This window comes from Schaalia odontolytica, assembly GCF_005696695.1.
GTDB lineage: Bacteria > Actinomycetota > Actinomycetes > Actinomycetales > Actinomycetaceae > Pauljensenia > Pauljensenia odontolytica_C.
On the sequence record NZ_CP040006.1, the window covers coordinates 1,148,255 to 1,173,479 of the forward strand.

22 protein-coding genes and 1 tRNA gene are annotated in these 25,225 nt (G+C 64.6%); 15 read left to right on the plus strand and 8 right to left on the minus strand.

All coding sequences use genetic code 11. The features are described from left to right. Positions 1 to 69: 69 nt before the first annotated feature. Together sucB and lpdA are read right to left on the minus strand one after the other, a co-directional pair. A complete protein-coding gene (gene sucB / locus FBF35_RS05060; protein ID WP_060567247.1) occupies positions 70 to 1,791 on the minus strand; it encodes a 2-oxoglutarate dehydrogenase, E2 component, dihydrolipoamide succinyltransferase in 1,722 nt (573 codons plus the stop codon). 28 nt (positions 1,792 to 1,819) lie between these two features. Continuing rightward, positions 1,820 to 3,193 carry a dihydrolipoyl dehydrogenase gene (gene lpdA, locus FBF35_RS05065; protein WP_007589040.1) on the minus strand — a complete coding sequence of 458 codons (1,374 nt, stop codon included), beginning with the start codon at positions 3,191 to 3,193 and terminating at the stop codon, positions 1,820 to 1,822. 212 nt (positions 3,194 to 3,405) lie between these two features. On the opposite strand from lpdA, the gene FBF35_RS05070 reads away from it, so the two are divergent. Beyond that, positions 3,406 to 3,897, plus strand: coding sequence for a hypothetical protein (locus tag FBF35_RS05070; RefSeq protein ID WP_187348977.1), 492 nt, complete (start codon positions 3,406 to 3,408; stop codon positions 3,895 to 3,897). A 90-nt stretch (positions 3,898 to 3,987) separates the two neighbouring features. Here FBF35_RS05070 and FBF35_RS05075 read toward each other — a convergent pair whose 3' ends face one another. After that, a complete protein-coding gene (locus FBF35_RS05075; RefSeq protein ID WP_060567249.1) occupies positions 3,988 to 4,449 on the minus strand; it encodes a tRNA (cytidine(34)-2'-O)-methyltransferase in 462 nt (153 codons plus the stop codon). Between the two features lie 5 nt (positions 4,450 to 4,454). After that, the gene (locus FBF35_RS05080) at positions 4,455 to 4,982 is read right to left on the minus strand and encodes a YbhB/YbcL family Raf kinase inhibitor-like protein (protein WP_060567250.1); all 528 of its coding nucleotides are present in this window, start codon (positions 4,980 to 4,982) and stop codon (positions 4,455 to 4,457) included. A 127-nt stretch (positions 4,983 to 5,109) separates the two neighbouring features. On the opposite strand from FBF35_RS05080, the gene FBF35_RS05085 reads away from it, so the two are divergent. Genes FBF35_RS05085 through FBF35_RS05095 form a run of 3 tightly spaced genes read left to right on the plus strand, consistent with a single transcriptional unit; the run spans position 5,110 to position 10,326 of the window. Then, on the plus strand, positions 5,110 to 5,592 hold the full coding sequence (locus FBF35_RS05085) for a hypothetical protein (protein WP_060567251.1): 483 nt from the start codon (positions 5,110 to 5,112) through the stop codon (positions 5,590 to 5,592). A 9-nt stretch (positions 5,593 to 5,601) separates the two neighbouring features. Then, positions 5,602 to 7,155: a DNA polymerase Y family protein gene (locus FBF35_RS05090; RefSeq protein ID WP_060567521.1), complete on the plus strand. Its 1,554-nt coding sequence runs from the start codon at positions 5,602 to 5,604 to the stop codon at positions 7,153 to 7,155. A gap of 39 nt (positions 7,156 to 7,194) precedes the next feature. Beyond that, positions 7,195 to 10,326, plus strand: a complete 3,132-nt coding sequence (locus FBF35_RS05095) for a DEAD/DEAH box helicase (RefSeq protein WP_060567252.1) — start codon at positions 7,195 to 7,197, stop codon at positions 10,324 to 10,326. Here FBF35_RS05095 and FBF35_RS05100 read toward each other — a convergent pair. Continuing rightward, entirely contained in the window at positions 10,323 to 11,387 is a 1,065-nt protein-coding gene (locus FBF35_RS05100) for a zinc-binding dehydrogenase (protein ID WP_082632885.1), read from the minus strand. The genes FBF35_RS05095 and FBF35_RS05100 overlap by 4 nt on opposite strands. A gap of 117 nt (positions 11,388 to 11,504) precedes the next feature. On the opposite strand from FBF35_RS05100, the gene FBF35_RS05105 reads away from it, so the two are divergent. Then, on the plus strand, positions 11,505 to 14,789 hold the full coding sequence (locus FBF35_RS05105) for an error-prone DNA polymerase (RefSeq protein WP_060567253.1): 3,285 nt from the start codon (positions 11,505 to 11,507) through the stop codon (positions 14,787 to 14,789). Here FBF35_RS05105 and FBF35_RS05110 read toward each other — a convergent pair. Next, positions 14,786 to 15,463 (minus strand): HAD family hydrolase, encoded by a 678-nt coding sequence (locus FBF35_RS05110; RefSeq protein ID WP_187348978.1) that lies wholly within the window; start codon positions 15,461 to 15,463, stop codon positions 14,786 to 14,788. The genes FBF35_RS05105 and FBF35_RS05110 overlap by 4 nt on opposite strands. 88 nt (positions 15,464 to 15,551) lie before the next feature. On the opposite strand from FBF35_RS05110, the gene FBF35_RS05115 reads away from it, so the two are divergent. The 6 genes from FBF35_RS05115 to FBF35_RS10480 all read left to right on the plus strand — a co-directional run bounded on the left by FBF35_RS05115 (position 15,552) and on the right by FBF35_RS10480 (position 18,947). Then, positions 15,552 to 16,040, plus strand: coding sequence for a MarR family winged helix-turn-helix transcriptional regulator (locus tag FBF35_RS05115; RefSeq protein ID WP_187348979.1), 489 nt, complete (start codon positions 15,552 to 15,554; stop codon positions 16,038 to 16,040). A 78-nt stretch (positions 16,041 to 16,118) separates the two neighbouring features. Beyond that, positions 16,119 to 16,205 (plus strand) — tRNA-Leu (locus FBF35_RS05120). A gap of 71 nt (positions 16,206 to 16,276) precedes the next feature. Beyond that, on the plus strand, positions 16,277 to 16,948 hold the full coding sequence (locus FBF35_RS05125; RefSeq protein ID WP_060567523.1) for a DsbA family protein: 672 nt from the start codon (positions 16,277 to 16,279) through the stop codon (positions 16,946 to 16,948). After that, positions 16,945 to 17,457 (plus strand): nucleoside triphosphate pyrophosphohydrolase family protein, encoded by a 513-nt coding sequence (locus FBF35_RS05130; protein ID WP_060567256.1) that lies wholly within the window; start codon positions 16,945 to 16,947, stop codon positions 17,455 to 17,457. The genes FBF35_RS05125 and FBF35_RS05130 overlap by 4 nt, the downstream gene beginning before the upstream one ends. A gap of 71 nt (positions 17,458 to 17,528) precedes the next feature. After that, on the plus strand, positions 17,529 to 18,626 hold the full coding sequence (locus tag FBF35_RS05135; protein ID WP_060567257.1) for an NAD(P)/FAD-dependent oxidoreductase: 1,098 nt from the start codon (positions 17,529 to 17,531) through the stop codon (positions 18,624 to 18,626). Positions 18,627 to 18,659: 33 nt separating this feature from the next. Next, positions 18,660 to 18,947, plus strand: coding sequence for a hypothetical protein (locus FBF35_RS10480; protein WP_060567258.1), 288 nt, complete (start codon positions 18,660 to 18,662; stop codon positions 18,945 to 18,947). Between the two features lie 101 nt (positions 18,948 to 19,048). Here the strand turns inward: FBF35_RS10480 and FBF35_RS05140 are convergent, their stop codons facing one another. Beyond that, on the minus strand, positions 19,049 to 19,981 hold the full coding sequence (locus FBF35_RS05140; RefSeq protein WP_060567259.1) for an aldo/keto reductase: 933 nt from the start codon (positions 19,979 to 19,981) through the stop codon (positions 19,049 to 19,051). 4 nt (positions 19,982 to 19,985) lie between these two features. Beyond that, positions 19,986 to 20,840 carry a RecB family exonuclease gene (locus FBF35_RS05145; protein WP_060567260.1) on the minus strand — a complete coding sequence of 285 codons (855 nt, stop codon included), beginning with the start codon at positions 20,838 to 20,840 and terminating at the stop codon, positions 19,986 to 19,988. Positions 20,841 to 20,919: 79 nt separating this feature from the next. Between FBF35_RS05145 and FBF35_RS05150 the strand changes: the two genes are divergently transcribed. Genes FBF35_RS05150 through FBF35_RS05165 form a run of 4 tightly spaced genes read left to right on the plus strand, consistent with a single transcriptional unit; the run spans position 20,920 to position 25,224 of the window. Next, the gene (locus FBF35_RS05150) at positions 20,920 to 21,969 is read left to right on the plus strand and encodes a tRNA (adenine-N1)-methyltransferase (protein ID WP_060567261.1); all 1,050 of its coding nucleotides are present in this window, start codon (positions 20,920 to 20,922) and stop codon (positions 21,967 to 21,969) included. Further along, positions 21,962 to 23,506 carry a proteasome ATPase gene (gene arc / locus FBF35_RS05155; protein WP_060567262.1) on the plus strand — a complete coding sequence of 515 codons (1,545 nt, stop codon included), beginning with the start codon at positions 21,962 to 21,964 and terminating at the stop codon, positions 23,504 to 23,506. The genes FBF35_RS05150 and arc overlap by 8 nt, the downstream gene beginning before the upstream one ends. Then, a complete protein-coding gene (gene dop, locus FBF35_RS05160) occupies positions 23,503 to 25,023 on the plus strand; it encodes a depupylase/deamidase Dop (RefSeq protein ID WP_060567263.1) in 1,521 nt (506 codons plus the stop codon). Before arc ends, dop begins: the two co-directional genes overlap by 4 nt. A 24-nt stretch (positions 25,024 to 25,047) precedes the next feature. Continuing rightward, the gene (locus FBF35_RS05165; RefSeq protein WP_060567264.1) at positions 25,048 to 25,224 is read left to right on the plus strand and encodes a ubiquitin-like protein Pup; all 177 of its coding nucleotides are present in this window, start codon (positions 25,048 to 25,050) and stop codon (positions 25,222 to 25,224) included. Position 25,225 lies beyond the last annotated feature (1 nt).

The following is a 25,225-nucleotide window of genomic DNA, read 5'->3' on the forward strand; positions in this document are numbered from 1 at the left end:
GTGAACGTCCAGGCGACAGTGATGGGGTGGGCCTCATGCGAGGCCCACCCCATCAGCGTTCGGTGAGGATCAGAGTCCGAGGTCGGACTCGAACGCGCCTTCCTCCAGGCGCTTCTTCACATCCATGAGGAAGCGCGAAGCGTCGGCACCGTCAACCAGGCGGTGGTCGTAGGACAGCGACAGGTAGACCATCGAGCGAATCGCGATGACGTCGGCGCCGTCGGCACCCTTCATCACGACGGGACGCTTCACGATCGTGCCAACGCCCATGATCGCGGTCTCCGGCATGTTGAGGACCGGCGTATCGAAGAGCGCGCCGCCCGAACCGGTGTTGGTCACCGTGAACGTCGAGCCGGACAGCTCGTCGGGGCCAATCTTCGAGTCGCGAGTACGAGCAGCCAGATCGTTGATCGAGGCGGCGATGCCCGCGATGTCCTTGTCTCCGGCGTTCTTCATCACCGGGACCAGCAGACCGCGCGGCGTGTCAACGGCGATGCCCACGTGCTCGTAATCGAAGTACGTGACCTCCTTGTCGTTGATCGTCGCGTTGATCTTCGGGTGGTAGGCGAGGGCCTCGGTCGCGGCCTTCACGAAGAAGGGCAGGAACGTCAGCTTGGTGCCGTGCTTGGCAAGGAACGCGTCCTTCGAACGCGCGCGCAGAGCGGCAACCTTCGTGACGTCGACCTCGATAACCGTGGTCAGCTGAGCCGCGGTCTGCAGAGACTCGACCATACGGCGGGCGATCGTCTGACGCAGTCGCGACATCTTTTCGGTCGTGCCACGCAGCGGCGAGGGTTCGCGAACGGCGGCTGCCTGCGCGGCGGGAGCAGCAACGGCAGCGCGGGCGGCAGCGGCGGCAGCCTCGATGTCCTCGCGGCGCACGCGGCCGCCGACACCCGTGCCCGACACGGACGCCAGATCGACGCCGAGCTCGCGGGCGAGCTTACGAACGATCGGGGTGACATACGCGGACCCGGTCACGGCAACAGGGGTTTCAACGACCGGAGCAGCGGAAGCCGTCTGCGCCAGCGTCGAGGCGTTCGGGAAGGGATCAACCGGAGCTGCCGGAGCTGCCGGAGCTGCCGGAGTTGCCGGGGCAGCGGGCGCTGCGGGAGCAGCTGGGGCAACCGGAGCGGCCGGTGCCGCGGGGGCGGCCGGAGCGGCCGGGGCAGCTGCCTCGGCGACGGGAGCAGCAGAGGGGGCCGACGACGAAATAATCGCGACGACGGTACCGACCTCGACGGTCTCGTCCTCGGGAACGCGGATCTCTGCCAGGAAACCGGCCACGGGGGAGGGGACCTCGGAGTCGACCTTGTCCGTGGAGACCTCGAGCAGCGGCTCGTCGGCGTCAACGGCGTCGCCCACGGACTTCAGCCACGTGGTGACGGTGCCCTCGGTGACGGACTCGCCCAGAGCGGGCATGCGCACCTCAGTACCCTGCGCGGGAGCGGAGGCAGGGGCGGCAGCGGTCTCAACAGGAGCTGCAGCAGGCGCTGCCGGAGCCTCGACGGGAGCAGCCGCGGGTGCAGCAGCAGGGGCTGCCGAAGCCTCAGACGCATCGCCAATGCGAGCGATCTCGGTGCCGACCTCGACAGTCTCATCCTCGGGGACCAGGATTTCCAGCAGGACGCCGGCCACGGGGGAAGGGACCTCGGAGTCGACCTTGTCCGTGGACACCTCAACGATGGGCTCGTCGAGTTCGACGGTGTCGCCGACCTGCTTGAGCCACGTGGTGACGGTGCCCTCGGTGACGGACTCGCCCAGAGCGGGCATGGTCACTGAAGTTGCCATGTGTGTTCTCCTATTAAAAAATTTTCGGTCAGTTGTGGACGTGGAGCGGCTTGCCTGCCAGCGCCATAGCCGCTTCGCCAAGCGACTCGTTCTGGCTGGGGTGTGCGTGGATCAGGGAAGCGACATCCGAGGGGTATGCCTCCCAATTCACCATGAGCTCGCCCTCACCAATCTGCTCGCCGATGCGCGCGCCGATGCCGTGGAAGCCCACGATCGGACCGCCCTCAACCGAGACCAGCTTGATGATGCCCGATGTGGCCAGGATAGACGACTTTCCGTTGCCGGCGAGGTTGTACTCGACGGTGCGCACCTGGTCTCCAAACTTTTCGCGTGCCTGCTTCTCGGTCATGCCGACGGAGGCAATCTCCGGCTCGCAGAATGTCACGCGCGGGATGTTGATATCAGCCTGCATGGTCGGGTTCAGGCCGGCGATCTCTTCGGCGACGAAGATGCCCTGCATGAAGCCGCGGTGTGCCAGCTGAAGGCCGGGAACGATGTCGCCGACCGCGTAGATGTTTCCAACGCCGGTGTGCAGGCGGTCGTTGGTGATCACGAAGCCGCGATCCAGCGTGATGCCGGCCTGCTCGTAGCCCAGGCCCTCGGTGACGGGGCCGCGGCCAACTGCGACCAGAAGGACGTCGGCGTCGAAAGCCTTGCCGTCTTCGGTCGTGACGTGCACGCCCTGCTCGTTCTGCGTGGCCGAGGCGAAGCGAGTGTTCGTGTGGAACTTGATGCCGCGCTTGCGATAGGCGCGCTCGAGCTGCTTGGAGATGGCCTCGTCTTCGTTGTTGGCGAGGTGGGGCAGCGCTTCAATGATCGTGACCTCGGCGCCGAAGCTGCGCCACACGGAGGCAAACTCCAGGCCGATGACGCCGCCGCCAAGAATCACGGCGGAGGAGGGAACCCAATCCATCTGAAGGGCCTGGTCGGAGGAGATCACGCGGCCGCCGATCTCGAGGCCGGGGATCGAACGCGAGTAGGAGCCGGTCGCCAGAACGATGTTGCGGCCGGTAATGCGCTGGCCGTTCACCTCGATGGTGTTCGCGTCGGCGAGGCGGCCCCAGCCGGAGATGACCTCGACGTTGCGAGACTTGAGCAGGCCCTGCAGGCCCTTGTACAGGCCGGAGATGACGGAGTCGCGGTACTTGCCCACCTGAGCCATATCGATGCCGTTGAAGGTGGAGGAGACGCCGAACTTGGACGACTCGCGCACGGCCTCGGCCGTTTCTGCAGCGTGCAGGTATGCCTTGGTGGGGATGCAGCCGCGGTGCAGGCAGGTGCCGCCCACCTTGTCACCGTCGATGAGGGCGACCTTCATGCCCAGCTGCGCAGCGCGCAGGGCGGTCGCGTAGCCGCCGGAACCCGCACCCAGAATGACGATGTCGTAGGTCGATTCGCTCAAGGTTTAAAACTCCTCGCTGATGAGCCGAAGCTCAGATGGTTGTTTTCATGACGGGCCTCACGGTCCTTATAGGTCCATTGTCCCACGTTTGCGCAACGCTGTCTTGAAGCTCAGTGTTCCATCGCGGTGCATCAGGCCACACGGCATAGTTGCTCGCGGCACTCATCTCTCATGCGATGCGCCGCGACAATGCTGTCGGTAGGATCAGACCTGTGCACGGACATGACACGACGAACGAGGCCGTCGGTGCGCGCGATCAGCGCCCGCCGTCGCTTGGACTTGGCCGCATCATCATTGCTCTCTTTTGGCTCCTCGGAGCTTGGATTCTCGTGACGGCCATCCTCGATCTTTTTCATGCGCAGGGACAGCCCTGGGGTCCGCGCATCGTTGCTCTCCTCGCAGGCATTGACTATCTCGTCGCAGCCACGGCGCTCACCCACAACGGGCGTCGCATGCGCATCGTTGGTTGGGTCACGATCTCTTTGTCGATTGCTATTCCGATTATTCTGTGGGTTGCATCGCTCGGCTTGGATGAGCTGAATTCCGCACGCTCAGCGTGGACTGGCTTCGGCGTCGACTTCTACTTCCTGCCCTTTATCGTGTCGATCATCGGCCTGATCTGGATGTGGCGCTCGAATCCGCGCAGGATCGTCTCACTCGCAGAGCAGGTCGAACGTCCATCCGCCCCGTGGAGGGCGCACTGACCCACTGCTTGATCCAGCGATGAACGCAGTAAGCGAGGCCCGGCGGAGTAATCCGACCCGGGCCTCGTTCGTCATCTTTCCGTCGTGGAGTTAGACGCCGTTCGGGAAACCCAGCTGTCGCCAGGCCTCGTACAGGACGATCGATGCGGAGTTGGCCAAGTTGAGCGAACGCACCCCGTTAACCATCTGAATGCGCACGCGATCCTCCACACGCGGATGATGCATCGCATCCTCCGACAGGCCGACCGACTCGCGCCCAAAGAGGAGGCCGTCTCCATCGGCATAGGAGACGTCGGAGTACATAGTGGTCGCGTGGCCCGTGAGCGCCCAGACGCGCCCTGGAACCTCGGCGAGTGCCTCATCGAGAGAATCGTGCACCATAACGTGCGCGAGGTCGTGGTAGTCCAGGCCTGCGCGGCGGAGCTTCGCGTCGTCCATGTCGAAGCCCAGCGGCTTGACCAAGTGCAGCATCGATCCAGTGCACGCGGACAGGCGAATAGCGGCACCCGTATTGCCGGGGATTTCCGGCTCCCAAAAAATAATGTGCAGCATAATCCTCAGGCCTGGTGGGTCACGGTCAGGGAGGCGCGTGCGATCGTGTGCTCGAGCGCCACGAACGAGGCCATGGCTGGGGTCGCGTCGTCGTCGAGCCCCAGCGAATCCGTATCGAGGGCGTGCACCGTGAATACGTAGCGGTGGGGGCGGTCGCCGGCGGGGGGAGCGGCTCCGAAGTAGGAGGCCTCTCCCGCATCGCCGCGCAGATGGAAAGCCGGACCGTCCAGCATGAGGTCGGATGCTCCGGCACCCGCCTCCAGGTGGGTCATGGACGACGGGATGTCAAGAATTGCCCAGTGCCACCAGCCCGAGGGGATCGGGGCGTCCGGGTCAAAGCAGGTCAGCATGAAGCTCGCCGTGTCCTCGGGGAAACCGTGCCAGGTGAGGTCCGGGGAAAGGGATCCGGCCTCGGCGGTCGCCGACTCGGGCATAGGCGCGCCGTCGGTGAGAACGCTCGATGACAGCGTAAACATGGGGACTTCCAGGCCCTCGTAGGGGCTGGGGGCAAGGGGGCGCTGGTCGATGTTCATGCGTGCTCCTTTCTCGGTGTTTCCATTGTGACCTATTCGCGCGCGATCGGCGTTCGGGACGCAGATGTATGAGCAGGGTTCTACACTTCCAGTGTCGAACACATGTTCTATTGTTGGGAGGGGAGTTATGACCGATGCGCACGCGCGACTACTGGCGGCGCGCGACGTGTTGAACCGTGCCGAACAGGCTGTTGGCCTGCGAGCGCGTGACGATATCGAGCATGCGCAGTCGGGGATTTCTCCTGTCCTTCTGGGGCCGACGGGCAGGGCTGAACTCATCCGACTACTGCTCGATGTGTGCCCCTCCGAGGGGTGGATCGGCGTGTGCGGAGTGAGCAATATCGGCTGGGAATGGGCCTCGCAGCAGGGGATGGACCTCGACCGTGTGCTGGTGTTAAACGCGGGGAAAGATCACCAGGTGGGGGACCTGTGTTCCCTTCTGATAGAAGCCTGCGATGTTGTCTGTCTCGATGTTCCTGAGCTGTCCGGCGCACAGCAGCGGGCCCTGGCGGCTCGGGCCCGATCGATGGGACGCACCATCGTGACACTGCGCCCCTGGCCGGGGTTCTCTCGCGATGCGGTGCGTCAACGGATGCGGCTGGTGGTCTAAGTGCGTGACATGGTGGTGTGGGTGCCCGATTGGCCCGTCCACTGCCTCGTGGTCGATCTGCCGCCGGGTGGCGCTGGGGCCGTCGTACATAGTGAACGCATCGAGGTTGCCAGCGGCGCTGCTCGGAGCGCCGGAGTCAGGAGTGACATGAGCGTACGAGAGGCGACATATGTGTGTCCCGATCTCGTTTGCTTGCCTCGCGACCCTGATCGCGAGGCGCGAGCGTTTAGCGCCGTTGTCGATGCTTTCGATTCAGTGGCGGCCGGGGTGGAGTGCGTGCGCCCCGGGGTAGCTAGGTGTCGGGCGCGCGGTCCCGCTCGTTGGCATGGGAGTGAGGAGGCCGCGGCCTTGGCTCTGGTGTCGGCGATCGAGGAGTCCGTCGGCGTTGAATGTTTTGTTGGCATCGCCGATGGTCCAGTCGCATCCCTGGAGGCGGCGCGCGAGGGGCGCATTGTTCCTGCCGGAGAAAGCCAATCATTTCTGGGGCGCGTCCCGTTACATCGTGCCCTGTGGGCCGTTCCTGTCGCGATGGCTGATAGAGCAGCTGACACCATCGAGCTATTGACGGGCCTAGGTGTTCACACGTGCGCGGATTTTCTGGCACTGGGGCGAGGTCGTGTGTGCGAGCGCTTCGGCGACGTCGGTGAACAACTCTGGAATCTCGCCTCCGGAGGCGACAGCGCCATCACGCTGGCCGGGCGCATTCAACCAGACATCACGATGGAGTGCGTCATTGATGTGGGTGGAGAGTCCATCGATACGATGATGGTGCCCATTGGGCGCATCGCACGAGATCTGTCTCAGAGGCTGGGGCGGGGCGGGCTCGTCTCGCAGACCCTGCGCATCGATGTGGAGGATGCCGGGGGCGGTCAGCGCACTCGCACGTGGAGCGGATGTGACGTGTGCGCATCCGACGACGTTGCGCTGCGTGTCCGGTGGACGCTCGCGGGGTGGACTTCGGGTATCGAAGGGCCCAGTGGCGCGGTGACCTGCATACGCGTCACCGCGTGCGATCCGCGGGTGGGGCGCAGTGCATCAGCACTGTGGGGGAGGTCAGACCGCGAGCGCGATGTCTCGCGTAGCGTCGTGCGCATTCAGGGGATGGCGGGGCCAGATTCTCTCCTGATTCCGCGGGTACAGGGCGGATACGATCCGCGCAGCCGTGTTGTGATGACCAGGTGGGGGAGTAAGCCTCTCCTTCGCCCGCATGAGGGGGCGTGGGAGGGACGCATCTCTCATCCTCCGGCGACGCTTTTTGACGAGCCCGTGCGTGTGAGGATTGTTGGCGCATCGGGGGCCTTCGACGACGTGCGTGTGGACCACCGAGGGGCCTTGAGTGCTGCACCCGCCTACCTCGTGAGCGAGCGTGATGTCTCGCAATCAGTGTCGGGGAGGGGGCGCCGTGCGGCTATCTCGCGGGTGGAAGGGCCTTGGCCAGTGGGAGGTCGGTGGTGGGCGCAGGAGAGACCGCGCGCCTACATGAGGGCTCTGCTTGAGGACGGACGGGACGTTCTCCTTGTCTGGAAGGAGGGGGAGTGGGCGATCGAGGGACTGTCCCAGTGAGCCGGTGCTGGGGATGGGTGGGTGCCGTAGACTGAAAGGATGGTATCTCTGTCGCACACGCTGGCCTCGCTGTCGGATGATGACATGATGGCCCTCGTTGGCCCGGCGGCGTGGGCGAATGGCCTGCGTTTAGCGCGCAGTGGCGCGGTGCGTGAATTCTCCTGGAGCGAGGATGGGGAGCAGGCTGAAGCACGCGTGAAGGAAGCCGGGCTGACCTATCGCGTGCGCGTCGCACAGGGCGCTGTGCGTCCCTCCCTCGCGTGTGCGTGCCCGCTGCGCAGTGATTGTCCCCATACGGTCGCGACGCTCATTGTTGGGCGCGAGGATGCCCGCGACAAGCAGCGCTCGGTGCCTGAGTGGAGCCGTGTCCTCGAGCAGATGCTGGGTTCTGACCGCGACCGCCTGGGCGAGCCGTTGGCCCTCGTCGTCGATGCGCATGATCCCGGGGTTGAGCCGTCTCTCATCCCGCTGCGCCGAAGCTCCTCATCCGGGTGGACGACGAAGAGGGCTTCGTGGCTCGATTTGACGGCGACGCAGTGGGCGTCAGTGACGGATGGGCTGGATCCCACGCATGTCTCGCTCATGCGCGAGGGGTACCGCCTGTCGCGTGAATCGCGTTCGTGGCACTCGCGCACGGAGGTGACGCTCAGTTCGCTGGGTGAGCATGCCTACGCGTGGCTGGCACGCCTGGTACGGGCCGGGGTTGAACTCTACGCCTCGACTGAGGCCGATGAGAAGGTGGTGCTCTCGCACGCAACCTGGGATGCGGACATTGATGTGCGATCCAGTGACGACGGCCTTGACGTCAGAGTCGTCGCGCGTAACGGAGACGAGGTGATCACGAGGCCGCGCATCGACCGCGACGCGAGTGTGCTCCTGCTGGATGGAGGGCGCGGAATCGCGCGGATTGAGGGTGTAGGAACGCTCGACGGCTTTCCTCTCGATCGAGGCCTGCATATTCCTGCCGCAGATGTTGCGCAGTTTCGTGGCACGTGGCTGCCCGCCCTCCTCAGGCGTTTTTCGATGGCTTCCTCCGATGGCAGTTTTGACGCTCAGGCTCGCCCGGACGTGTCGCTCGTGGGCACGGTGCGACGCGACGGGGAATCTGTCGTTGTGCGTTGGTGGGCCGAGTATCGTCAGGGTGAGTCACGCTCGCGCACTCCTGTGGCCCACTGCGCGGACGACGAGGCCGTGGCCGAGATCGTGGGGCGCGTCGAGTTGTGGGGACGCGGGTTGGACTCCGCCCTGTGGACCGCGCCTCCGACGACCGGGAGGCTGTCTCCGTGGCGTGTTCCCGCCTTCTTGGAAGCGGTTGTTGATACTGAGGGCATCGATGGCCTCGTGTGGGACGTTGCGGAGGATGTGCGTGCCATCGACGTGCGAGAAGACGGATTCGATGTCGATGTGAGCGTTGATCCGGCCGAACGCGACTGGTTTGACCTCAACGTGCGCCTGCGCCTCGGTGCCGTCACGATCAGCGTGCGCGATGCGCTCGAAGCGATCGCAGGCGGGCAGGAATACGTCGAGGTCGAGGGAACGTGGGTGCGCCTCGACGGCGAACGTATTCGTTCCTTGGCGACATTGCTGGAAGAGGCGCGCACCCTGGCGGGGTGGGACGGCGAGGGGTTCAGGCTCACGCCGATGCAAGTCGGCGTCGTCGATCTATTCGCGAGCGCATCCGACCACGTGAGGATCAGCGATGCGTGGAGGACGCGGGTTGCTCCACTGCGCGACGGCTCCTCGGATGAAGGTCTACCTCCGGTACCATCGCTCAGCTCGGTTCTGCGGCCGTACCAACGGCACGGCCACGCGTGGTTGACGGCTCGCTTGTCCGGTGGAATCGGTGGAATTTTGGCTGATGACATGGGCCTGGGAAAAACCGTCCAGATCCTGTCGGCTGTGGCAGCGCTGCGAGCGCATGCACCCGCTGGCGATCCCTCGCCTGTTCTCGTCGTGGCGCCGACCTCCGTCGTCGGCGTGTGGATAGACCAGGCGCGCACCTTCACACCGCACCTGCGCGTGCGCGCGGTGACCGAAACGGCCACGCGCCGTGGGACGACGATCCAGGAGGAGGTTGCCGATACGGATATCGTCGTCACCTCCTACACGCTCGCCCGCCTGGAGGCGGAGCAGTGGAACCAGGTGCGCCTCGGCGGAGTTGTCATCGATGAAGCGCAAGCGGTGAAAAACCCCCGCACTGCAACCTACCGTGCGCTTCGCGATCTTGAGTCGCCCTGGAAGTTGGCGGTGTCGGGTACCCCCATCGAAAACTCACTGGGAGACCTGTGGTCGTTGCTTTCCTTGACGTGCCCAGGCCTCCTACCCCCGTGGGAAACGTTCCAGCAGCAGGTGCGCAGGCCCATCGAAAACGGCGCGGACCCGGCGATGCTCGGGCGTCTGACGGCGTACGTCGCGCCCTTTGTTCTGCGGCGCACGAAGGAGGCGGTCGCTCCGGATCTGCCCGATAAGATCGTCGACATTGTGCGCGTCGATTTGGGCAAGGAACACCGCCATATCTACGATCAGTACCTGGCCCGCGAGCGCGCCCGGATTCTCGACCTGCTGCGAGACGTGGATGCGAACCGAATGAGTGTGCTCGCGTCGATTACGAGGCTGCGTCAGCTAGCGCTCGATCCGGCTCTCGTCGAGGAGTCGTATGCGCACGTGGGGTCGGCAAAAATCGAGTACCTGGCGGATCGGCTGGACGAGATCGTGCCACTCGGGCATCAGGCGCTGGTGTTCAGCCAGTTCACCTCGTTCCTGGAACGTATCCGGCACATGCTTGAGCGCCGTGGAATATCCGTCGTTCAGCTCGATGGCTCAACGCGTGGTCGCGCTGAGGTCATCGAGAAGTTCCGCTCGGGCGATGCGCAAGTCTTCCTCATCTCGCTGAAGGCTGGCGGTTCAGGATTGACCCTCACCGAGGCGGACTACGTCTACGTCATGGATCCCTGGTGGAATCCTGCCGCGGAGGAGCAGGCGATTGATCGCGCGCACCGCATCGGTCAGACGAAGAAAGTCAATGTCTATCGAATGGTTGCCACTGACACGATCGAGGCGAAGGTCGTGGAACTTCAGGATCGCAAGCGCCAGCTCATTTCTTCGGTGATGAATGGGACCGGGACGGGCGCTCGCCTGAGCGAGGCGGACCTGCGCGGGCTCCTCGACTAAAGGGCGGTGATGCCCCTCGGGCGAACGGCGACCTTCAGGCCAGCGCGTGTGCGCACGGCGTCGAGGGCGTCGCTGACGTCGGACAGCTCATACTCGTGTGTGATGAGCGGTGATAGGTCAATGCGTCCGCTCGAGAGCGCATCAACCGCCGCCGCGTAGTCGTCAAGGGTCGCGTTCGCGCTGCCGCTGATGGTCAGCTCCCGGTAGTGCAGGAGGTTGGGGTCGATCTGAGTCATCGCTCCCGCGGGGAAGCCTGCAAAGAAGGACACGTGGCCGCCGATGCGCGCGCACTGAGCGGCAACGGGGACGAGGTCTGGGGCTCCGACTGCGATGATGACGACGTCTGCTCCAACGCCGTCAGTCCACGTGAGGACCTCACGCACAAGATCCTCGCCTTGGGCGCTGGTCGTCACCTCGGCTCCCATTGCTCGCGCGGGTTCGAGGCGTGCCTGCCGTCCGCACGCCATGACGCGTGCGCCGGTAGAAACCGCGAGTGCGCAGTGGATGAGGCCGATCGGGCCAGTTCCCAGAACGAGTACACGGGAGTTGAATTCGATGGGCAGGCGTGCTGTAGCGCGCAGGCAGCACGAGAGCGGCTCGGCGAGCGCGAGGTGAGGCGGGGCGATCTCGCGAGCGACGGGGGTGATGCAGGCGAGCGCTTCTTCGGGGACGAGGACGAGGTCGGCGAGGCCTCCATCCACCCCCGTTCCGAATAGGCGCATGTTCGCGCACACGTTGGAGCGGCCGCTAGTACAGGGGGCGCAGTGTCCGCAGGCGATCTCCGGAGCGAGTCCGACCTGCGTGCCCGGAGCGGGAACGTCGACCCCTGCGGTGAGCTCGCTTCCAACGCGCCACACGCGTGCGGCAATTTCGTGCCCGAGGATCACACCCGGGGTGACGCCGTTCGTTTTCTGTCCAGTCGCAATGCGAAGGTCCGTGCCGCACAGGGTTGTTGCTTCGACGGAGAGGAGAACGTCGCGTGGGCCGAGTGTTGGGATGGGGCGTTCGTCGAGTACCAGGGCACCGGGGGAGCGAAGCGACGCTGCGAGCATGGATTCCATGTTCCCAGCATAGGGCTTGTGTTCCTCGTGGGAGGGGCGCCGTTCGTCCTCACTGTACGCACCAACGTACATCCCCACCATCACCACTATCGAACATATGTTCTATATAATGGCTGTGTGACCACGGAACGACGCTACGCAGAACTGCATGCGCACAGCGCCTTCACCTTCCTGGATGGGACCGACGAGCCCGCGCGTATGGTGGAGGAAGCTGCGCGCCTGGGGCTCGATGCCCTCGCGATTCTCGACGTCGACGGCATGTACTCAACCGTTCAGACGACGATGGCAGCCCGCGCGGCCGGCCTGCCGATCGTGTACGGCGCTGAGCTCACGCTCGCACCGGATGCTCTGAGAGGTATCGTTCCGGGCACATCTGCACCGGGGTGGGGACTCGCTCCCGGAGCTGAAGATCCGGGGATGCGCCTTCCTATTTTGGCGGCCAGCCCCAACGGTTACGCGCATCTCGTGGGAGCGATGAGCGATCGAGCACTGTCCGAACCTGGGCAGCGCAATCCACGCCACGACCTCGTCAATCTGAGCGAGGTCGGAGGGGAGCTCGTCGTCCTCACTGGCGGTAGGCGGGGTCCGCTCATGCGCGCGCTGCGAGCCGGGGGATCGGCGTCCGCACGCCGAGTCCTGGATGGGCTCGTGGACGCGTTCGGTCGCGACCATGTGCTCGTCGAGTGGCAGGCTGCGCGTGGGGATGAGGACGAGGTCGGAGACGTGCTCGCGGAGCTTGCGCGCGCGAGCGGAACTCACCTGGTGGCGACGAGCGGAGCGCGCATGTCCTCACCCTCGAAGCAGGCGCTCGGCGACATTTTGACAGCAACCCGCTTGGGATCGTCCTTGGACGAGGCGGAGGCTCATCTGGGCGCACACCGCTCTTTCCTGCGTTCGCCCGCGGAGATGGCGCGACTGCACGGATCACACCCGCAGGCACTCGACAACACGTGCGAGGTCGCAGCCGCGTGCGCTTTCGACCTGCGTCTCGTCGCCCCGCGCCTGCCACGTACCCAGGTCCCCGACGGGCACACCCCGGACAGCTGGCTCGCGCACTGCACCTACGAGGGCGCGCGCGTGCGCTATGGATCACGCGCGCACCACCCCCGGGCATGGGAGACGATCGAGCATGAACTGGGGGTCATCGAGCGCCTCGGATTTGCGGGCTACTTCCTCATCGTCAAGGAGATCGTCGACTTTTGCGCCCGAAACGGGATCCTCTGCCAGGGCAGGGGGAGCGCAGCCAACTCGGCGGTGTGCTATTGCCTGGGAATCACAGCGGTGGACGCGGTGCGCCACAACCTGCTGTTCGAGCGATTTTTATCCGATGCGCGCTCGGGACCACCGGATATCGACGTCGATATCGAGGCGTGTCGTCGAGAAGAGGTCATCCAGTACGTCTACGACACGTTTGGGAGGGATTGCGCGGCCCAGGTCGCGAACGTTATCACGTACCGCCCGCGCTCAGCGATCCGCGACGTCGCGCGCGCCCTCGGCTACCCCGCTGGTACGGCCACAGCCTGGTCCCAAGGCAGGGGAGAAGTGCCACCCCTCGTTGGGGATGCGGCCCAGGCGCTTGCGCGCCTACCCCGGCACATGGGGATCCACTCGGGTGGCATGGTGCTCACTGATCAGCCGGTATCGCGCATCTGCCCGGTTGGGTGGGCCGCGATGCCGGGACGTACGGTTCTCCAGTGGGATAAGGAGGACTGCGCGGATGCCGGCCTCGTGAAGTTCGACCTGCTATCGCTCGGCATGCTGACAGCGTTGCGCGTCGCCTTCGACGAGCTCCAGGCAGGTGATGTGCGTGCGGGGGAGGCCTCGAATCAGCTGCGCGGCTGGGCGCCTCGAGTAGTGCGAGGACGCGAGGGCCAGCCCCTAGGCCTGCACACCCTGCCGGAGGAGGATCCGAGGGTCTATGACTTGCTGTGCGCGGCCGACACGGTGGGCGTCTTCCAGGTGGAGTCGCGCGCGCAGATGAACACGCTTCCTAGGCTCAAACCGCGCTGCTTCTATGACATTGTTGTGGAGGTTGCTCTGATCCGACCGGGGCCGATCCAGGGGCGCTCAGTTAATCCCTATCTGCGGCGTCGGTCGGGACGCGAGAAGGTCACCTATCTGCACCCACTCCTTGAACCCGCCCTGCGCCAGACGCTCGGGGTTCCCCTCTTTCAGGAGCAGCTCATGCGCATCGCGACGGACGCGGCGGGCTTGTCGGGGGCGCGCGCCGATCAGCTGCGCCGCGCGATGGGCGCCAAGCGCAGCCCGGAGCGCATGGAAGCCCTGAAAGGGGACCTCATGGCGGGCATGGAGGAACGAGGGATCGATGCGCCCACGCGCGAGCGTATCTTTGAACAGCTCAAGGGCTTTGCAGACTTCGGATTCCCGGAGTCTCATTCATTTTCGTTCGCGCACATCGTGTACGCATCCTCCTGGCTGAAAGTGCACGCTCCCGAGCACTTTTATGCCGCGATCCTGGCCTCCCAGCCAATGGGCTTCTATTCGCCCGCGACCCTCGTGCAGGACGCCCGCAGGCACGGGGTGCGCGTGGCGGGTCCATCGGTCAACGATTCACTCGTCGACGCAAGCGTGCAGCGCGTGGGCGAAAATGAGACGGGGGAGTCCTACAACCCGGGGCGCACGGAGGCTTTGCCCTCGCGCGGCACCGTTGCCCTCGATGTCGATCGCGAGCTTGCGGTGCGTATCGGGCTCTCTCAGGTACGAGGCCTGGGTGCGGTCGCCGAGCGCATCGTCGAAACCAGGCGTCAGGGAGCATTTACGAGTCAGGCAGACCTTGCGCGGCGCGCCCACGTGAGCGCCTCCGCCATGGAAAAGCTCGCGATGGCCGGCGCCCTCGAGTGTCTGGGGGTCGGGCGGCGTGAGGGTGCATGGGCTGCGGGGGCGCTCGCGCAGCCACAGGGTCGGGGCGGTCAATGGCAGCCGTTTCTTCCGGGAACGGAGGTGGGGTCCCGCGTACCCGAGCTGCCTTCGTTATCGGAGGTGGAACGCATGCGCTCGGATGTCGCTTCGACGGGGCTGACCCCGGGGCTCCACCCTTTCAGCTACGTCCGCGGATCGCTGCCCGCTAGCGTCCTCCGAGCTGGCGAACTAGGCCAGCACCTGGCCGGACGCATCGCCGACATCGCCGGAGTCGTCACCCATCGACAGCGCCCGCACACGGGCGGGGGGATCACGTTCCTCTCCCTTGAAGACGAGACGGGTTTCGTCAACGTCTCTGTCTCGGTGGGTGCATGGAAGAAATTTCGACGCGTGTGCCTGGAGTCGAATGCGCTCCTCGTTCGCGGGACGCTCGAATGGGGTGACGGCGCGATTAACGTGCAAGCCTTCCAGATCGCCCCCGTCGACCTGCCCATCGACGTGCGTTCCAGAGACTTTCGCTAACCAGCGCTTCGCGCATGCTGTGCCACGCCATCTAGGAGGTATGTGCGCAGGTCATCGACCGTGTCGCACACGGCATCCGCGTCGTCAAGGCCGTCCTCAGTCGCGTAGCCCCACCCAACGCCGATCACTGGAATGCCAGCCTCCTTGGCGCCGCGCACATCCCAGATCGAGTCCCCGACGATGACGGGGCGGGAGATGTCGGCGCCGCGGGCCTCCAAGCGCGTCAAGGCCTCGTGAATGACTGTTGCTTTGCTCGATGCCGGGTCGGGTGTAGCGCCAGCAATCACGTCAAAAATGCAGGACAGGCCGAGATGCTCCATCTGAGCGAGAGCCATCGGGGCCTGTTTCGACGTCGCGGTCGCCAACGGAACGCCCGCATCATGAAGTTCGTGAAGCAGATCAATGACCCCGGGGAAGGGCTCGGGATCAAGAAAGTGAGCTTGATATCGCGAACGGTAGCCGCTCACGAGGTTGGCTAGGAGATCACCCTTGTAACCCAGGTCGCCGAAGGAGTACCACAGCGGCGGGCCGACATAGGTGCGAAGCCGCTGATCGTCGGGGATCGGCAAATCGTAGTCTGACAGTGCGCCACGAAATGCACTCATGACGGCAGGAGCGGAATCAACAATCGTTCCGTCGACGTCAAAAAGGACAACAGAAATGGATAAAGACACGTGGCTCCCCCGCGTTGTTGGTGCTTTCTTAGTCACTATGCCCTATTATCCCGAGAGAAGCATCCGACACGACCACGAGGAGGGAGACATGGAATCACGAGCACGACTGACGCCGATCGTTCAGGCCAATAGTGCGCGCGCTGCCGCATGGCGAGTCTTCTTCGAGGCGTCCGGGCGCCTACAGGGCATTCTCGAGACGCGCCTCAAGCGCACCTACGGGGTTTCCATGCCCGACTACAACATTCTCCTGGCCCTTTGGGAGGCGCCTGGCCATCGTCTGCGCATGGGCGAGCTGGCCGACCGCGTCGTTTATTCGCCGTCGCGCGTCACCTACCTCGTTTCGAATCTGTCGCGCGATGGATGGGTGGAACGCGTTCCCTCCGCGGTCGATCGCCGCGGCTACGACGCGTGCCTGACGACCCAGGGGATCGAAACTGTGCTTGCTGCCACAGAGCTGCATCAGCAGACGGTCAGCGAGTACCTCCTGGATGGCATGACGGACGCCGATATCGACTCAATTGCCAAGGTTTTCGCCACTCTCGACTCGCGCCTGCGCGACGGCGAAAAGGACTCCTAGTTTCGATTGGCGCATATCGCCCACATCGTGTTAAGCTTCTACTCGCTTGCGGATCGCAACGGTTCGCATCGCTCACCTGCGCGGGTGGCGGAATAGGCAGACGCGCTAGCTTGAGGTGCTAGTCCTCATTTTACGAGGGTGGGGGTTCAAGTCCCCCTCCGCGCACGAAATGCCCCGGGGCCGAAAGGCTCCGGGGTTTTCCATATCAATCGTGAGGAGGCACCGTGCGTATCGACATGTGGCTCGACACCTGCGACCCGTGGAGCTATCTCGGGCTGCGACACCTGCGCGCAGCCCTCGAGGATTTCGAGCATCGTGACAAGGTTGAGGTCTACCTGCACGCTTTCCTTCTTGACCCGGAACTCGACGCCCCCGTGGACAAGCCCCGCGTCGTTGCTCTCGTGGAATCCGGCGCTGCAACGCTCGAAGAGGTGCACGAATCCGACGAGCGCATGCAGGCGCTCGGCGCGCGCGAGGGGATTCGCTTCGACTTCGATAACCTCATCATCGCTCCGACGTCGCGCGCACACCGTGTCATCGCGGCCGCGCACGATGCGGATATTGATGCCGATACGGTGGCAGGTCCATCCTCTCTGCAACTGAAAGTCGCCGAGGCCATTATGCGCGCCCACTTCGAAATGGGGCTGGACATCTCCCACCCCGAGGTTCTCATCGGGTGTGCCCAAGACATCGGAATGCCGCCGGAGCTTGCTGCTCTCGCTGTGGGCGACGAAGAATGGGCGTCCCGCGTGTATTCAGACTTCCAGATGGCGATGCACATGGGTGTCACCGCCGTCCCAACGTACGTCTTCGACGCGCAGTTCCTCGTCGACGGACATCAAACGATCACCGCATTTACGAACATCCTGGCTACGGCCTGGGAACAGTCTCGAAAGGATCACGCATGAGCGAGAAGAACACCCCCACCTCGAACACGCAGGGGGCACCCAGCCCGATGGATCTCGTCATGGAGTTCCATCGCACATACTCGGTGCCGATCCGATCCTTCAACGATCCGACGCTCTCCTACGATCGCTTGGACCTGCGCATGAGCCTGATCGCCGAAGAATTCGCCGAACTCGTGGGAGCGGTCTACGGCAAGCGCGCCCGCGCCATCATCGAGGAAGCAACCGCTGAGGCCGTTGCTGCCGACGATGGAGAGCGCGATGTTATTGAGGCTGCGGATGCCCTTGCAGACCTCGTGTACGTCATTTTCGGGATGGCGATCGAGTCGGGCATGGATCTGGATTCGGTGCTCGCCGAAGTGCAGGCGTCGAACCTGTCGAAGCTTATGCCTGACGGCTCCGTCAAGCTCCGCGAAGATGGAAAGGTTCTCAAAGGCCCCAACTTCTTCCCGCCGAATGTTGCGCGCGGCCTCGGCCTGGAGACCGAGGAGAGCGCCAACGACGCGGACTAAGGTCCCTAGCACGCGCATTCGTGCCCGCCAGGTGACACAATAGACGCGGTCCACTCATAAGGAGGAAAGACATGGCACGCGTCGCAGTCATCGGCGGAGGTTACGGAGGCGTCACGGTAGCAAAGGGGCTGGACCCCATCGCAGACGTTGTCCTCATCGAACAGAAGGACCAGTTCGTCCATCACGCAGCCGCGCTGCGTGCCGCGGTCGACACCGTATGGGAACACGCGATCTTCATGCCCTACACGAACCTGCTGCACCGCGGCGAGGTCGTCCGTGGCACAGTGTCGCGTGTCGACGGCACGACCGTTCATGTCTTCGGCCACGACCCGATCGAGGCCGACTACGTCGTCTTCGCGACCGGATCGACCTATCCTTTCCCGGCGAAGTACTCCTCTTACCGCTCGTCCGTGGCGAAGGCTCGCCTCGAGCAGCTGCACGAGAACCTCGGCCGCGCCCGCTCGGTGATGATCGTCGGCGGTGGCACCGTCGGCATCGAGCTGACCGGCGAACTCGCCAATGCTTTCCCCGGCCTGGACATCACGATCGTCGAGGCCTCCGATCAGATCCTGGGTACGCCCGGCTACACCGACGCGCTGCGCAACGAGATCAGTGAGCAGCTGAGCACCCTCGGCGTGCGCGTCGTGACCGGCTCTGAGCTCGCTTACCTGCCCCCGCAGAATGTCGGCGACCTCGGTCACTTCATGGTCGAAACCAAGAACGGGGAGGTCATCGAGGCCGATCTGTGGTTCCAGTGCTACGGTGCCCGCGCCAACACCGGCTTCCTGATCGGCAGCGACTACGAGTCCGTCATGAACCCGAACGGCACCATCCGTGTCGATGGCACCATGCAGGTCGCGGATCACCCGAACGTCTACGCCGTCGGTGACCTCACCGATGTGCGTGAATCGAAGCGTGCCGACGCCGCGCGTCAGCAGGCCCGCGTCGTCATCGCGAACATCACCGCCCAGATCGAAGGGGAGAAGCCCGACGCCATCTACCAGCCGACGAAGGAGTGGGTGATTCTGCCCCTCGGCCCGAACATGGGTGCGTCGCAGCTGCTTGATGCGGACGGGCAGACCCGCATTCTCGGCGCGGAGCAGACCGCCGAGATCAAGGGAACCGATCTGATGGTGTCCGTTATTCGTTCGCAGCTCAACCTTCCCTGATAAAGTGCCCCGTCTCACGGTAGAATGACTGTCATGACTGGAGATGCCCGCCGCGCGCTGACGCGCCTGCTCAACGCTTTCGAAAACCACTTCGACATCGCCCGCGATGGAGACGAGGCCGACGACGCCGCGCTCGAAGCAGCTGAGCTTGCGCTGCGCGACGCGTTCTTCACCTACGACGACATTCTTTTCACTCAGCTGGGCGTGGAATTGCCGTTCGACATTCTCGATGACTCCGAGGAAGACGACGATGATTTCGACGATTCCGATGAAGACGATGACGATGAGGAAGAAGACGACTTCATTGAGGTCGACGACTGATTCGATCATCAGCTTGTTCAAGATGGGTGGGGTCCGAACCGCTTGGTTCGGACCCCACCCATCTTAACGTGATCAGCGACGTCAATCGCGTGAAGCGCGCCTTACTGAGCTACCTCGGAAAGAACCTGCCGAATGGGCGCCGGCAACGGCTCCGTGTAGTCGAGCAGCGTCTCCAACTGGCGCAGCGTGCGCGGACCGACGAGGGCACTGGTGACACCCGGATAATCGCGCACCCACGCAAGTGCCACGTCACCCGTTGAGCGCTCCAGTCCCGCGCCTGCACGCGTGGCAGCCTCAATGACGCCGCGCGCCGAGCCCGTCAAGTGACCCTCCACCAGATGGCGAAGATGCGGCGAAGCGGCGCGTGAGTCTGCGGGCGTCGAGTGGCGATACTTGCCCGTCAGAGCACCGCCAGCTAGTGCGGACGCGGCAATGACGCCGACCCCGTGTTCACTCAGCTCAGCGACCGTCGCCGCCCGCGAGGTATCCGCGAGGGAGAAGGGGAACTCGACCACCGAGATCGGAGCGCTCGCTCCGAGCACGCCGCGTGTTACGGCCTCGGCAAGCTGCCAATGCGTTGCCCGCGACAGCCCCACGTAGCGCGCACGGCCAGAGCGATACGCTGCGGTCGCAGCTTCAAGAGTCTCCTCCAGTGGGACCTCCGGGCGAGGCTCCACCATCCACACGTCCACGTAGTCGGTGTCCAACCGTGCGAGGGCATCATCGAGACTGCGCAGCAGATCGCCGCGCCCCGCAGCGCTCACCCACGCGCCTTCGGAGGCCCGGCGTACGCCTCCGCGCCACGCGACTGCCACGCGGTGCCGACCAACAGCTGCGATGGCTTCGGACAGGATGTCCACCGCCATGCCGTCACCATGGGACGCGGAACATTCCACGAGATTGCCGCCCGCGTCGACGAAACGGCGCAGCATGTCGAGCGCTTCGGGGCCGTCAGTGTCGCGCCCCCAGGTGAGCGTGCCGATACCAATGGCCGACAGGTAGAGCCCGGTGCGGCCGCATTGCTTCAAGTCCATGCATCTAGCCTAGCCGAGTCCGCAACAGCCACCGTGCATGTTGCTCGGGCAGCGGGGGAGTGGTTCCGCCGAACACCGGGCAGAGCGCACGCACCCCGCACCAGTTGCACAGGGGATTCTTGCGCGGCGCAAAGGAGTCGTTCTCAATGTCGCGTGCAATCGAGTCCCAGAGCTGGTCAATGTGACGCTCAAAATTCGCGATGTCACCCGCTTCGGGATCAAAGGTGATGACCTGGCCGGCCTTCAGATAGACGAGCTGCATGCGAGAGGGCAGCACCTGAGTGCGCGCGAGAAGTAGGGCGTAGAAACGCAGCTGGTACAGGGCCTCGTCGACGTAGCGCGGGCCGGGAGCCTTCCCGGTCTTGTAGTCCACGACCCGAAGCCGTCCGTCGGGGGCACGGTCCACACGGTCGATGAAACCGAGGAGCCGCACGCCGCCCGAGGTCGTCGTCGTCACGCGCTGCTCGAGCGCTGCGGGCGCAATCCACTGAGGCTGCTCGATCGCAAAGTACCCATCGATGACCGCACGTGCCTCATCGAGCCACGCGTCACGGTCCGCATCGTCGCTGAACAACGCGGGAACCTCCGGGTTCTTCGATGCCAAGGCCTCGTATTGGGGTCCTACCTGGCTGCGCGCGGCCTCAGGTGTACGCTGCTGCGCGGGCAGAGCGAAAAGATGTTCCAGCACCGCGTGCACGATTGTGCCCAGGGCCTTCGCGCGCGTTTCCGGTTCACGGTATCCGTCCAGGACGTGAAGACGGTACTGCAGGGGGCAGCGCTCGTATTCCTTCGCTCGCGAAGCCGAGAGTGCGGGCTCCCACGTGCGCTCGGCCGCCGAAGGGGTGATCAGGTCTGTCATGAATACCACGCTAACCCCTCCCGCCCTCATCTGTGTCCTGCCATGGGCGCAGCTGGTGGCAAGCGCTATCCTTTACGTAATGACTATTCAGCGTAATACTTCAATGTCGGCCAATGATTTTGGCCAGCCCACCCGCCGAGGCGTCCTTTCCGAGGGCGATCGCGTGCAGGTTCGCGACCCCAAGGGACGCTTCCACCAGGTGATTCTCGTGAGCGGTGGTCGTTTCCAATCCAACCGCGGCGGATTCAACCATAACGACGTCATTGGCCGTCCCGACGGCCAGGTGATTGTCACGGAGGAGGGCCGCCAGTTCCAGATCCTGCGGCCCCTGCAGGTCGACTATGTGATGTCGATGCCCCGCGGCGCCGCAGTCGTCTATCCCAAGGATGCAGGGGTCATCACCCACATGGGCGATATCTTCCCCGGCGCGACCGTCGTCGAGGCCGGCGCGGGTTCCGGTGCGCTGTCGATGGCTCTCCTTGATGCCGTTGGCCCGCAGGGTCGCCTTATCTCTGTGGAGCGCCGCCAGGACTTTGCTGACATCGCGGCCGCCAACGTCGACCTGTGGTTTGGCCGCCGCCATCCCGCATGGGACCTGCGCGTCGGTGACGTCGACGAGGTACTGTGGTCGGCCGAAGAGGGCAGCGTCGACCGGATCGTGCTCGACATGCTTGCTCCCTGGGAGAACATCGAGGCCATCACCCATGCACTGATTCCGGGCGGCGTGCTCGTGTGCTACGTCGCGACCGTCACGCAGATGTCACGTCTCGTTGAGGATCTTCGCGCCTCCGAGCGTTTCACAGACCCGATCGCCTGGGAGGACATGCGCCGCGAGTGGCACCTCGACGGCCTGGCGGTGCGCCCTGAGCATCGCATGGTGGCTCACACCGGTTTCCTCGTGGTCACCCGCCTCCTCGCGCCTGGCGTCACGCCGCAGGAACGTGCAACGCGTCCGGCGAAGGCAGCTGAAGGCCAGGGCGGCGCGTGGGACGACGAGCAGGACTGGTCGCTGGAGAAGGTCGGTCAGCGTGTGAACTCCGAGAAGAAGGTTCGCAAGGTCCGCCGCGACGTCGTCGCGCAGGCCGACACGTGGGCGTCGGAGGGACGTGAGGCAGCAGCTGATGAGTGAGGTCGAAGCCCGTCAGGCTCTCGAACGGCGCCTGATATCTCTGGAGGAAAAGAACGGCCGCCTCACCACCGCGCTGACGACTGCGCGCACCGAGTTGATTCGGCTCCAGGGTGAGCTGGCGGACGTGTCGCGTCCTCCGCAGACTCTGGCGACGTTCGTGCGGGCGTTTCCCGCGTCCCGTCAAATCGAGGTCGTCACGGGCGGTAAACGCATGCGCGTTGCCGTCACCCCGAAGCTCGATGTCACTGACCTGTCGTACGGGCAGTGGGTGCGTCTCGACGACACGATGATCGCCGTGGCAGCGGATGACTTCCCACGCAGCGGGCAGGTCGTGTCCGTGCTCGAGCTCGTCGGCGCCGACCGCGTGCTCGTGGCGACGGAAGGCGGAGCGGAGACCCTCCTCGAGCTGGCCGGCCCTCTGCGCCACGGAAACCTGCGCCCCGGCGATTCTCTCGTCGTGGACGCCCGCTCGGGCATCGCGTTTGAGCGCATCGTACGCGAGGATGTCGAGCAGCTGCTCACCCCCGAGGTTCCCGACGTCACGTACGAGGACATCGGTGGTCTCGACGATCAGATCGCGCAGGTGCGCGACTCGATCGAGATGCCCTTCAACCATCCTGAGCTGTACCGCCAGTTTGGCCTGCGTCCGCCCAAGGGCATTCTTCTGTACGGGCCTCCCGGCTCGGGCAAGACCCTGATCGCGAAGGCCGTTGCCAACTCGCTGTCGAAGCGCGGAGGAGCCTCGACGTTCTTCCTGTCGATCAAGGGCCCCGAACTGCTCAACAAATTCGTCGGTGAAACCGAGCGCCAGATTCGCGCCATTTTCGCTCGTGCGCGAACCCTCGCAGCCGGCGACACCCCCGTTGTCATCTTCTTCGACGAGATGGAGGCCCTGTTCCGCACGCGTGGCACGGGCGTTTCCTCAGACGTCGAAACGATGATCGTTCCGCAGCTGCTCGCCGAGATGGATGGCGTCGAATCCCTCGACAACGTCGTGATCATCGGCGCCTCCAACCGCGCGGACATGATCGACCCGGCCGTGTTGCGCCCGGGGCGCCTCGACGTGCGCATCCGCGTGGATCGCCCCGACCGCGCGGGCGCCCTCGACATCTTCTCGAAGTATCTAACGCCCCAGGTGCCGATCCATGCCTCGGAAATCGAGCGTTTCGGCGGCATTAACGAGGCTGTGGCGGGCATGAGAGAACGTGCAGTCGACGCGCTCTACGCGCGCAATGAGACGACGGCGCTCTTCCTCGCAACCCTGGTGAACGGCGACCACAAGCGCATCTACCTGTCTGACCTTGTGTCCGGCGCTCTCATTGCCGGCATCGTCGAACGCGCAAAGAAGTACGCAATCAAGGACGCGCTGACGGGCGCCTCTTCCGGGCTGAGCATGAATCATCTGCTGCGCGGGGTGCACGAGGAGATGAACGAGTCCCTCGAACTCGCGGCCACCTCCTCGCCGGAGGACTGGGCTCGTACGAGCGGACTGGCTCCTGAAATCGTCAGCGTGAAGCCGATTGGAACAGTGAAATGAGTAGCGAACGCATTATCGGAACCGAGACCGAGTACGGGGTGTACCGTCCCGGAGACACGTGGGCAAACCCGATCGCCCTGTCGACGAAGGTCGTCACCACGTACGGCGAGATCAGCCGCGCGGGCACGCCGGCCCAGGGTGCCGGCGTCGTCCGGTGGGACTACACGGGGGAGGACCCGCTCAACGACCTGCGCGGTATGCGCATGTCCCGTGCTGCGGCAGACCCGTCGTTGCTCACTGACGATCCGTACCACCTCGCTCCATCTGGTGGCTCGGAGCGCGTCGCTCGGCCGACCCCCGAAGAACTCGCCCTTCCGGCGGCGACGACCGCCGTCCTCACGAATGGCGCACGCCTGTACGTCGATCACGCGCACCCCGAGTACTCCGCGCCCGAAACGATCGGTGCGCGCGATGCGCTCCTGTGGGACCGCGCCGGCGAGGTGATCGCCCAGCGCGTCATGGCACGCCTGGAGGAGCTGGGTGAAGAACCTATCGTCCTCGTCAAGAACAACACCGACGGCAAGGGCGCTGCCTACGGCACCCACGAGAACTACCAGATGCCCCGCATCACGGACCTCGATGCGATCGTGCGAGGACTCACGCCCTTCATGGTGACGCGCCCCGTCATCTGCGGTGCCGGTCGCGTGGGACGGGGGCAAAAGAGCGAGGTGCCGGGCTTCCAGATGTCCCAGCGCGCCGACTTTGTGGAGAACGAAGTCGGACTGGAGACCACCTTCAACCGCCCGATTATCAACACGCGCGACGAGCCGCACGCGAATCCGGCTCAGTTCCGCCGACTCCACGTCATCGGCGGCGACGGCAACATGTTCGACGTCTCGGCCTTCCTACGTTTTGGCACCACGTCGCTCGTCCTGTGGGCAATCGAGCAGGGCACGGACCTGCGCTGGGATTCGATCGTCATGGACGATCCCGTGCAGGAGACCTGGAACGTGTCGCATCATCCCGACCTCGACTACAAGGTAACGACCGCGGGCGGCGCCTACACGGCGGCAGAGCTCCAGCAGGTCTACTTGGATCTGGTTCTCGACACCTTTGAAGAGACGGGAACGACACCCACGCAGGCCGATCAGGAGATCCTCACCCTGTGGCAGTCAGTGCTTGATCGCATGCGCGCCGACCTCTTCTCGGTGGCCACCGAAGTCGAATGGGTGGGCAAGTACCAACTCGTCAAGAGACAGAAGGAACGCGCCGGGCTCGAATGGAACGATCCGCGTCTGGCTGCCATCGACCTGCAGTGGGCGGACCTGCGTCCCAGCCACGGCCTCGTCTATCGACTCGCGAAGGCTGGCATGGTCACGCGCCTTGTCTCCGATGAGGAGGTCGAGCGCGCCGCAGACGTGGCACCCACGAACACTCGCGCTCACGTGCGTGGATGGGCGGTGGCCAATCGACCCGACCTCGTGAAAGCGTCATGGTCCTCGCTTGTCCTTGACCCGGGCGAGGGTGACCTCGTCCGATTCCCGATCGCCGACGCGCGCGATACCTCCACTCGATAAAGAACGACAGAAAGAAGAACAATAATGTCGAATCAGATTTTCGCAGGCGGCCCGACCCCCGAAGATGAGGCGTTCGAGGCGGCCGGCCAGGTTCAGGCGCGCACCTCGTCGATCGACTCCCTCCTCGACGAGATCGATTCCGTTCTCGAAACCAACGCCGAGGCGTTCGTCCAGGGCTTCGTCCAGAAGGGCGGCCAGTGAC

What these genes read in the sequence shown, in the direction of transcription:
- sucB (WP_060567247.1), bottom strand. Translation starts at nt 1,791, where the DNA reads ATGGCAACTTCAGTGACCATGCCCGCTCTGGGCGAGTCCGTCACCGAG.
- FBF35_RS05075 (WP_060567249.1), bottom strand. Translation starts at nt 4,449, where the DNA reads ATGCTGCACATTATTTTTTGGGAGCCGGAAATCCCCGGCAATACGGGT.
- FBF35_RS05080 (WP_060567250.1), bottom strand. Translation starts at nt 4,982, where the DNA reads ATGAACATCGACCAGCGCCCCCTTGCCCCCAGCCCCTACGAGGGCCTG.
- FBF35_RS05085 (WP_060567251.1), top strand. Translation starts at nt 5,110, where the DNA reads ATGACCGATGCGCACGCGCGACTACTGGCGGCGCGCGACGTGTTGAAC.
- FBF35_RS05090 (WP_060567521.1), top strand. Translation starts at nt 5,602, where the DNA reads ATGGTGGTGTGGGTGCCCGATTGGCCCGTCCACTGCCTCGTGGTCGAT.
- FBF35_RS05095 (WP_060567252.1), top strand. Translation starts at nt 7,195, where the DNA reads ATGGTATCTCTGTCGCACACGCTGGCCTCGCTGTCGGATGATGACATG.
- FBF35_RS05100 (WP_082632885.1), bottom strand. Translation starts at nt 11,387, where the DNA reads ATGGAATCCATGCTCGCAGCGTCGCTTCGCTCCCCCGGTGCCCTGGTA.
- FBF35_RS05115 (WP_187348979.1), top strand. Translation starts at nt 15,552, where the DNA reads ATGGAATCACGAGCACGACTGACGCCGATCGTTCAGGCCAATAGTGCG.
- FBF35_RS05125 (WP_060567523.1), top strand. Translation starts at nt 16,277, where the DNA reads ATGTGGCTCGACACCTGCGACCCGTGGAGCTATCTCGGGCTGCGACAC.
- FBF35_RS05130 (WP_060567256.1), top strand. Translation starts at nt 16,945, where the DNA reads ATGAGCGAGAAGAACACCCCCACCTCGAACACGCAGGGGGCACCCAGC.
- FBF35_RS05135 (WP_060567257.1), top strand. Translation starts at nt 17,529, where the DNA reads ATGGCACGCGTCGCAGTCATCGGCGGAGGTTACGGAGGCGTCACGGTA.
- FBF35_RS10480 (WP_060567258.1), top strand. Translation starts at nt 18,660, where the DNA reads ATGACTGGAGATGCCCGCCGCGCGCTGACGCGCCTGCTCAACGCTTTC.
- FBF35_RS05140 (WP_060567259.1), bottom strand. Translation starts at nt 19,981, where the DNA reads ATGGACTTGAAGCAATGCGGCCGCACCGGGCTCTACCTGTCGGCCATT.
- FBF35_RS05145 (WP_060567260.1), bottom strand. Translation starts at nt 20,840, where the DNA reads ATGACAGACCTGATCACCCCTTCGGCGGCCGAGCGCACGTGGGAGCCC.
- FBF35_RS05150 (WP_060567261.1), top strand. Translation starts at nt 20,920, where the DNA reads ATGACTATTCAGCGTAATACTTCAATGTCGGCCAATGATTTTGGCCAG.
- arc (WP_060567262.1), top strand. Translation starts at nt 21,962, where the DNA reads ATGAGTGAGGTCGAAGCCCGTCAGGCTCTCGAACGGCGCCTGATATCT.
- dop (WP_060567263.1), top strand. Translation starts at nt 23,503, where the DNA reads ATGAGTAGCGAACGCATTATCGGAACCGAGACCGAGTACGGGGTGTAC.
- FBF35_RS05165 (WP_060567264.1), top strand. Translation starts at nt 25,048, where the DNA reads ATGTCGAATCAGATTTTCGCAGGCGGCCCGACCCCCGAAGATGAGGCG.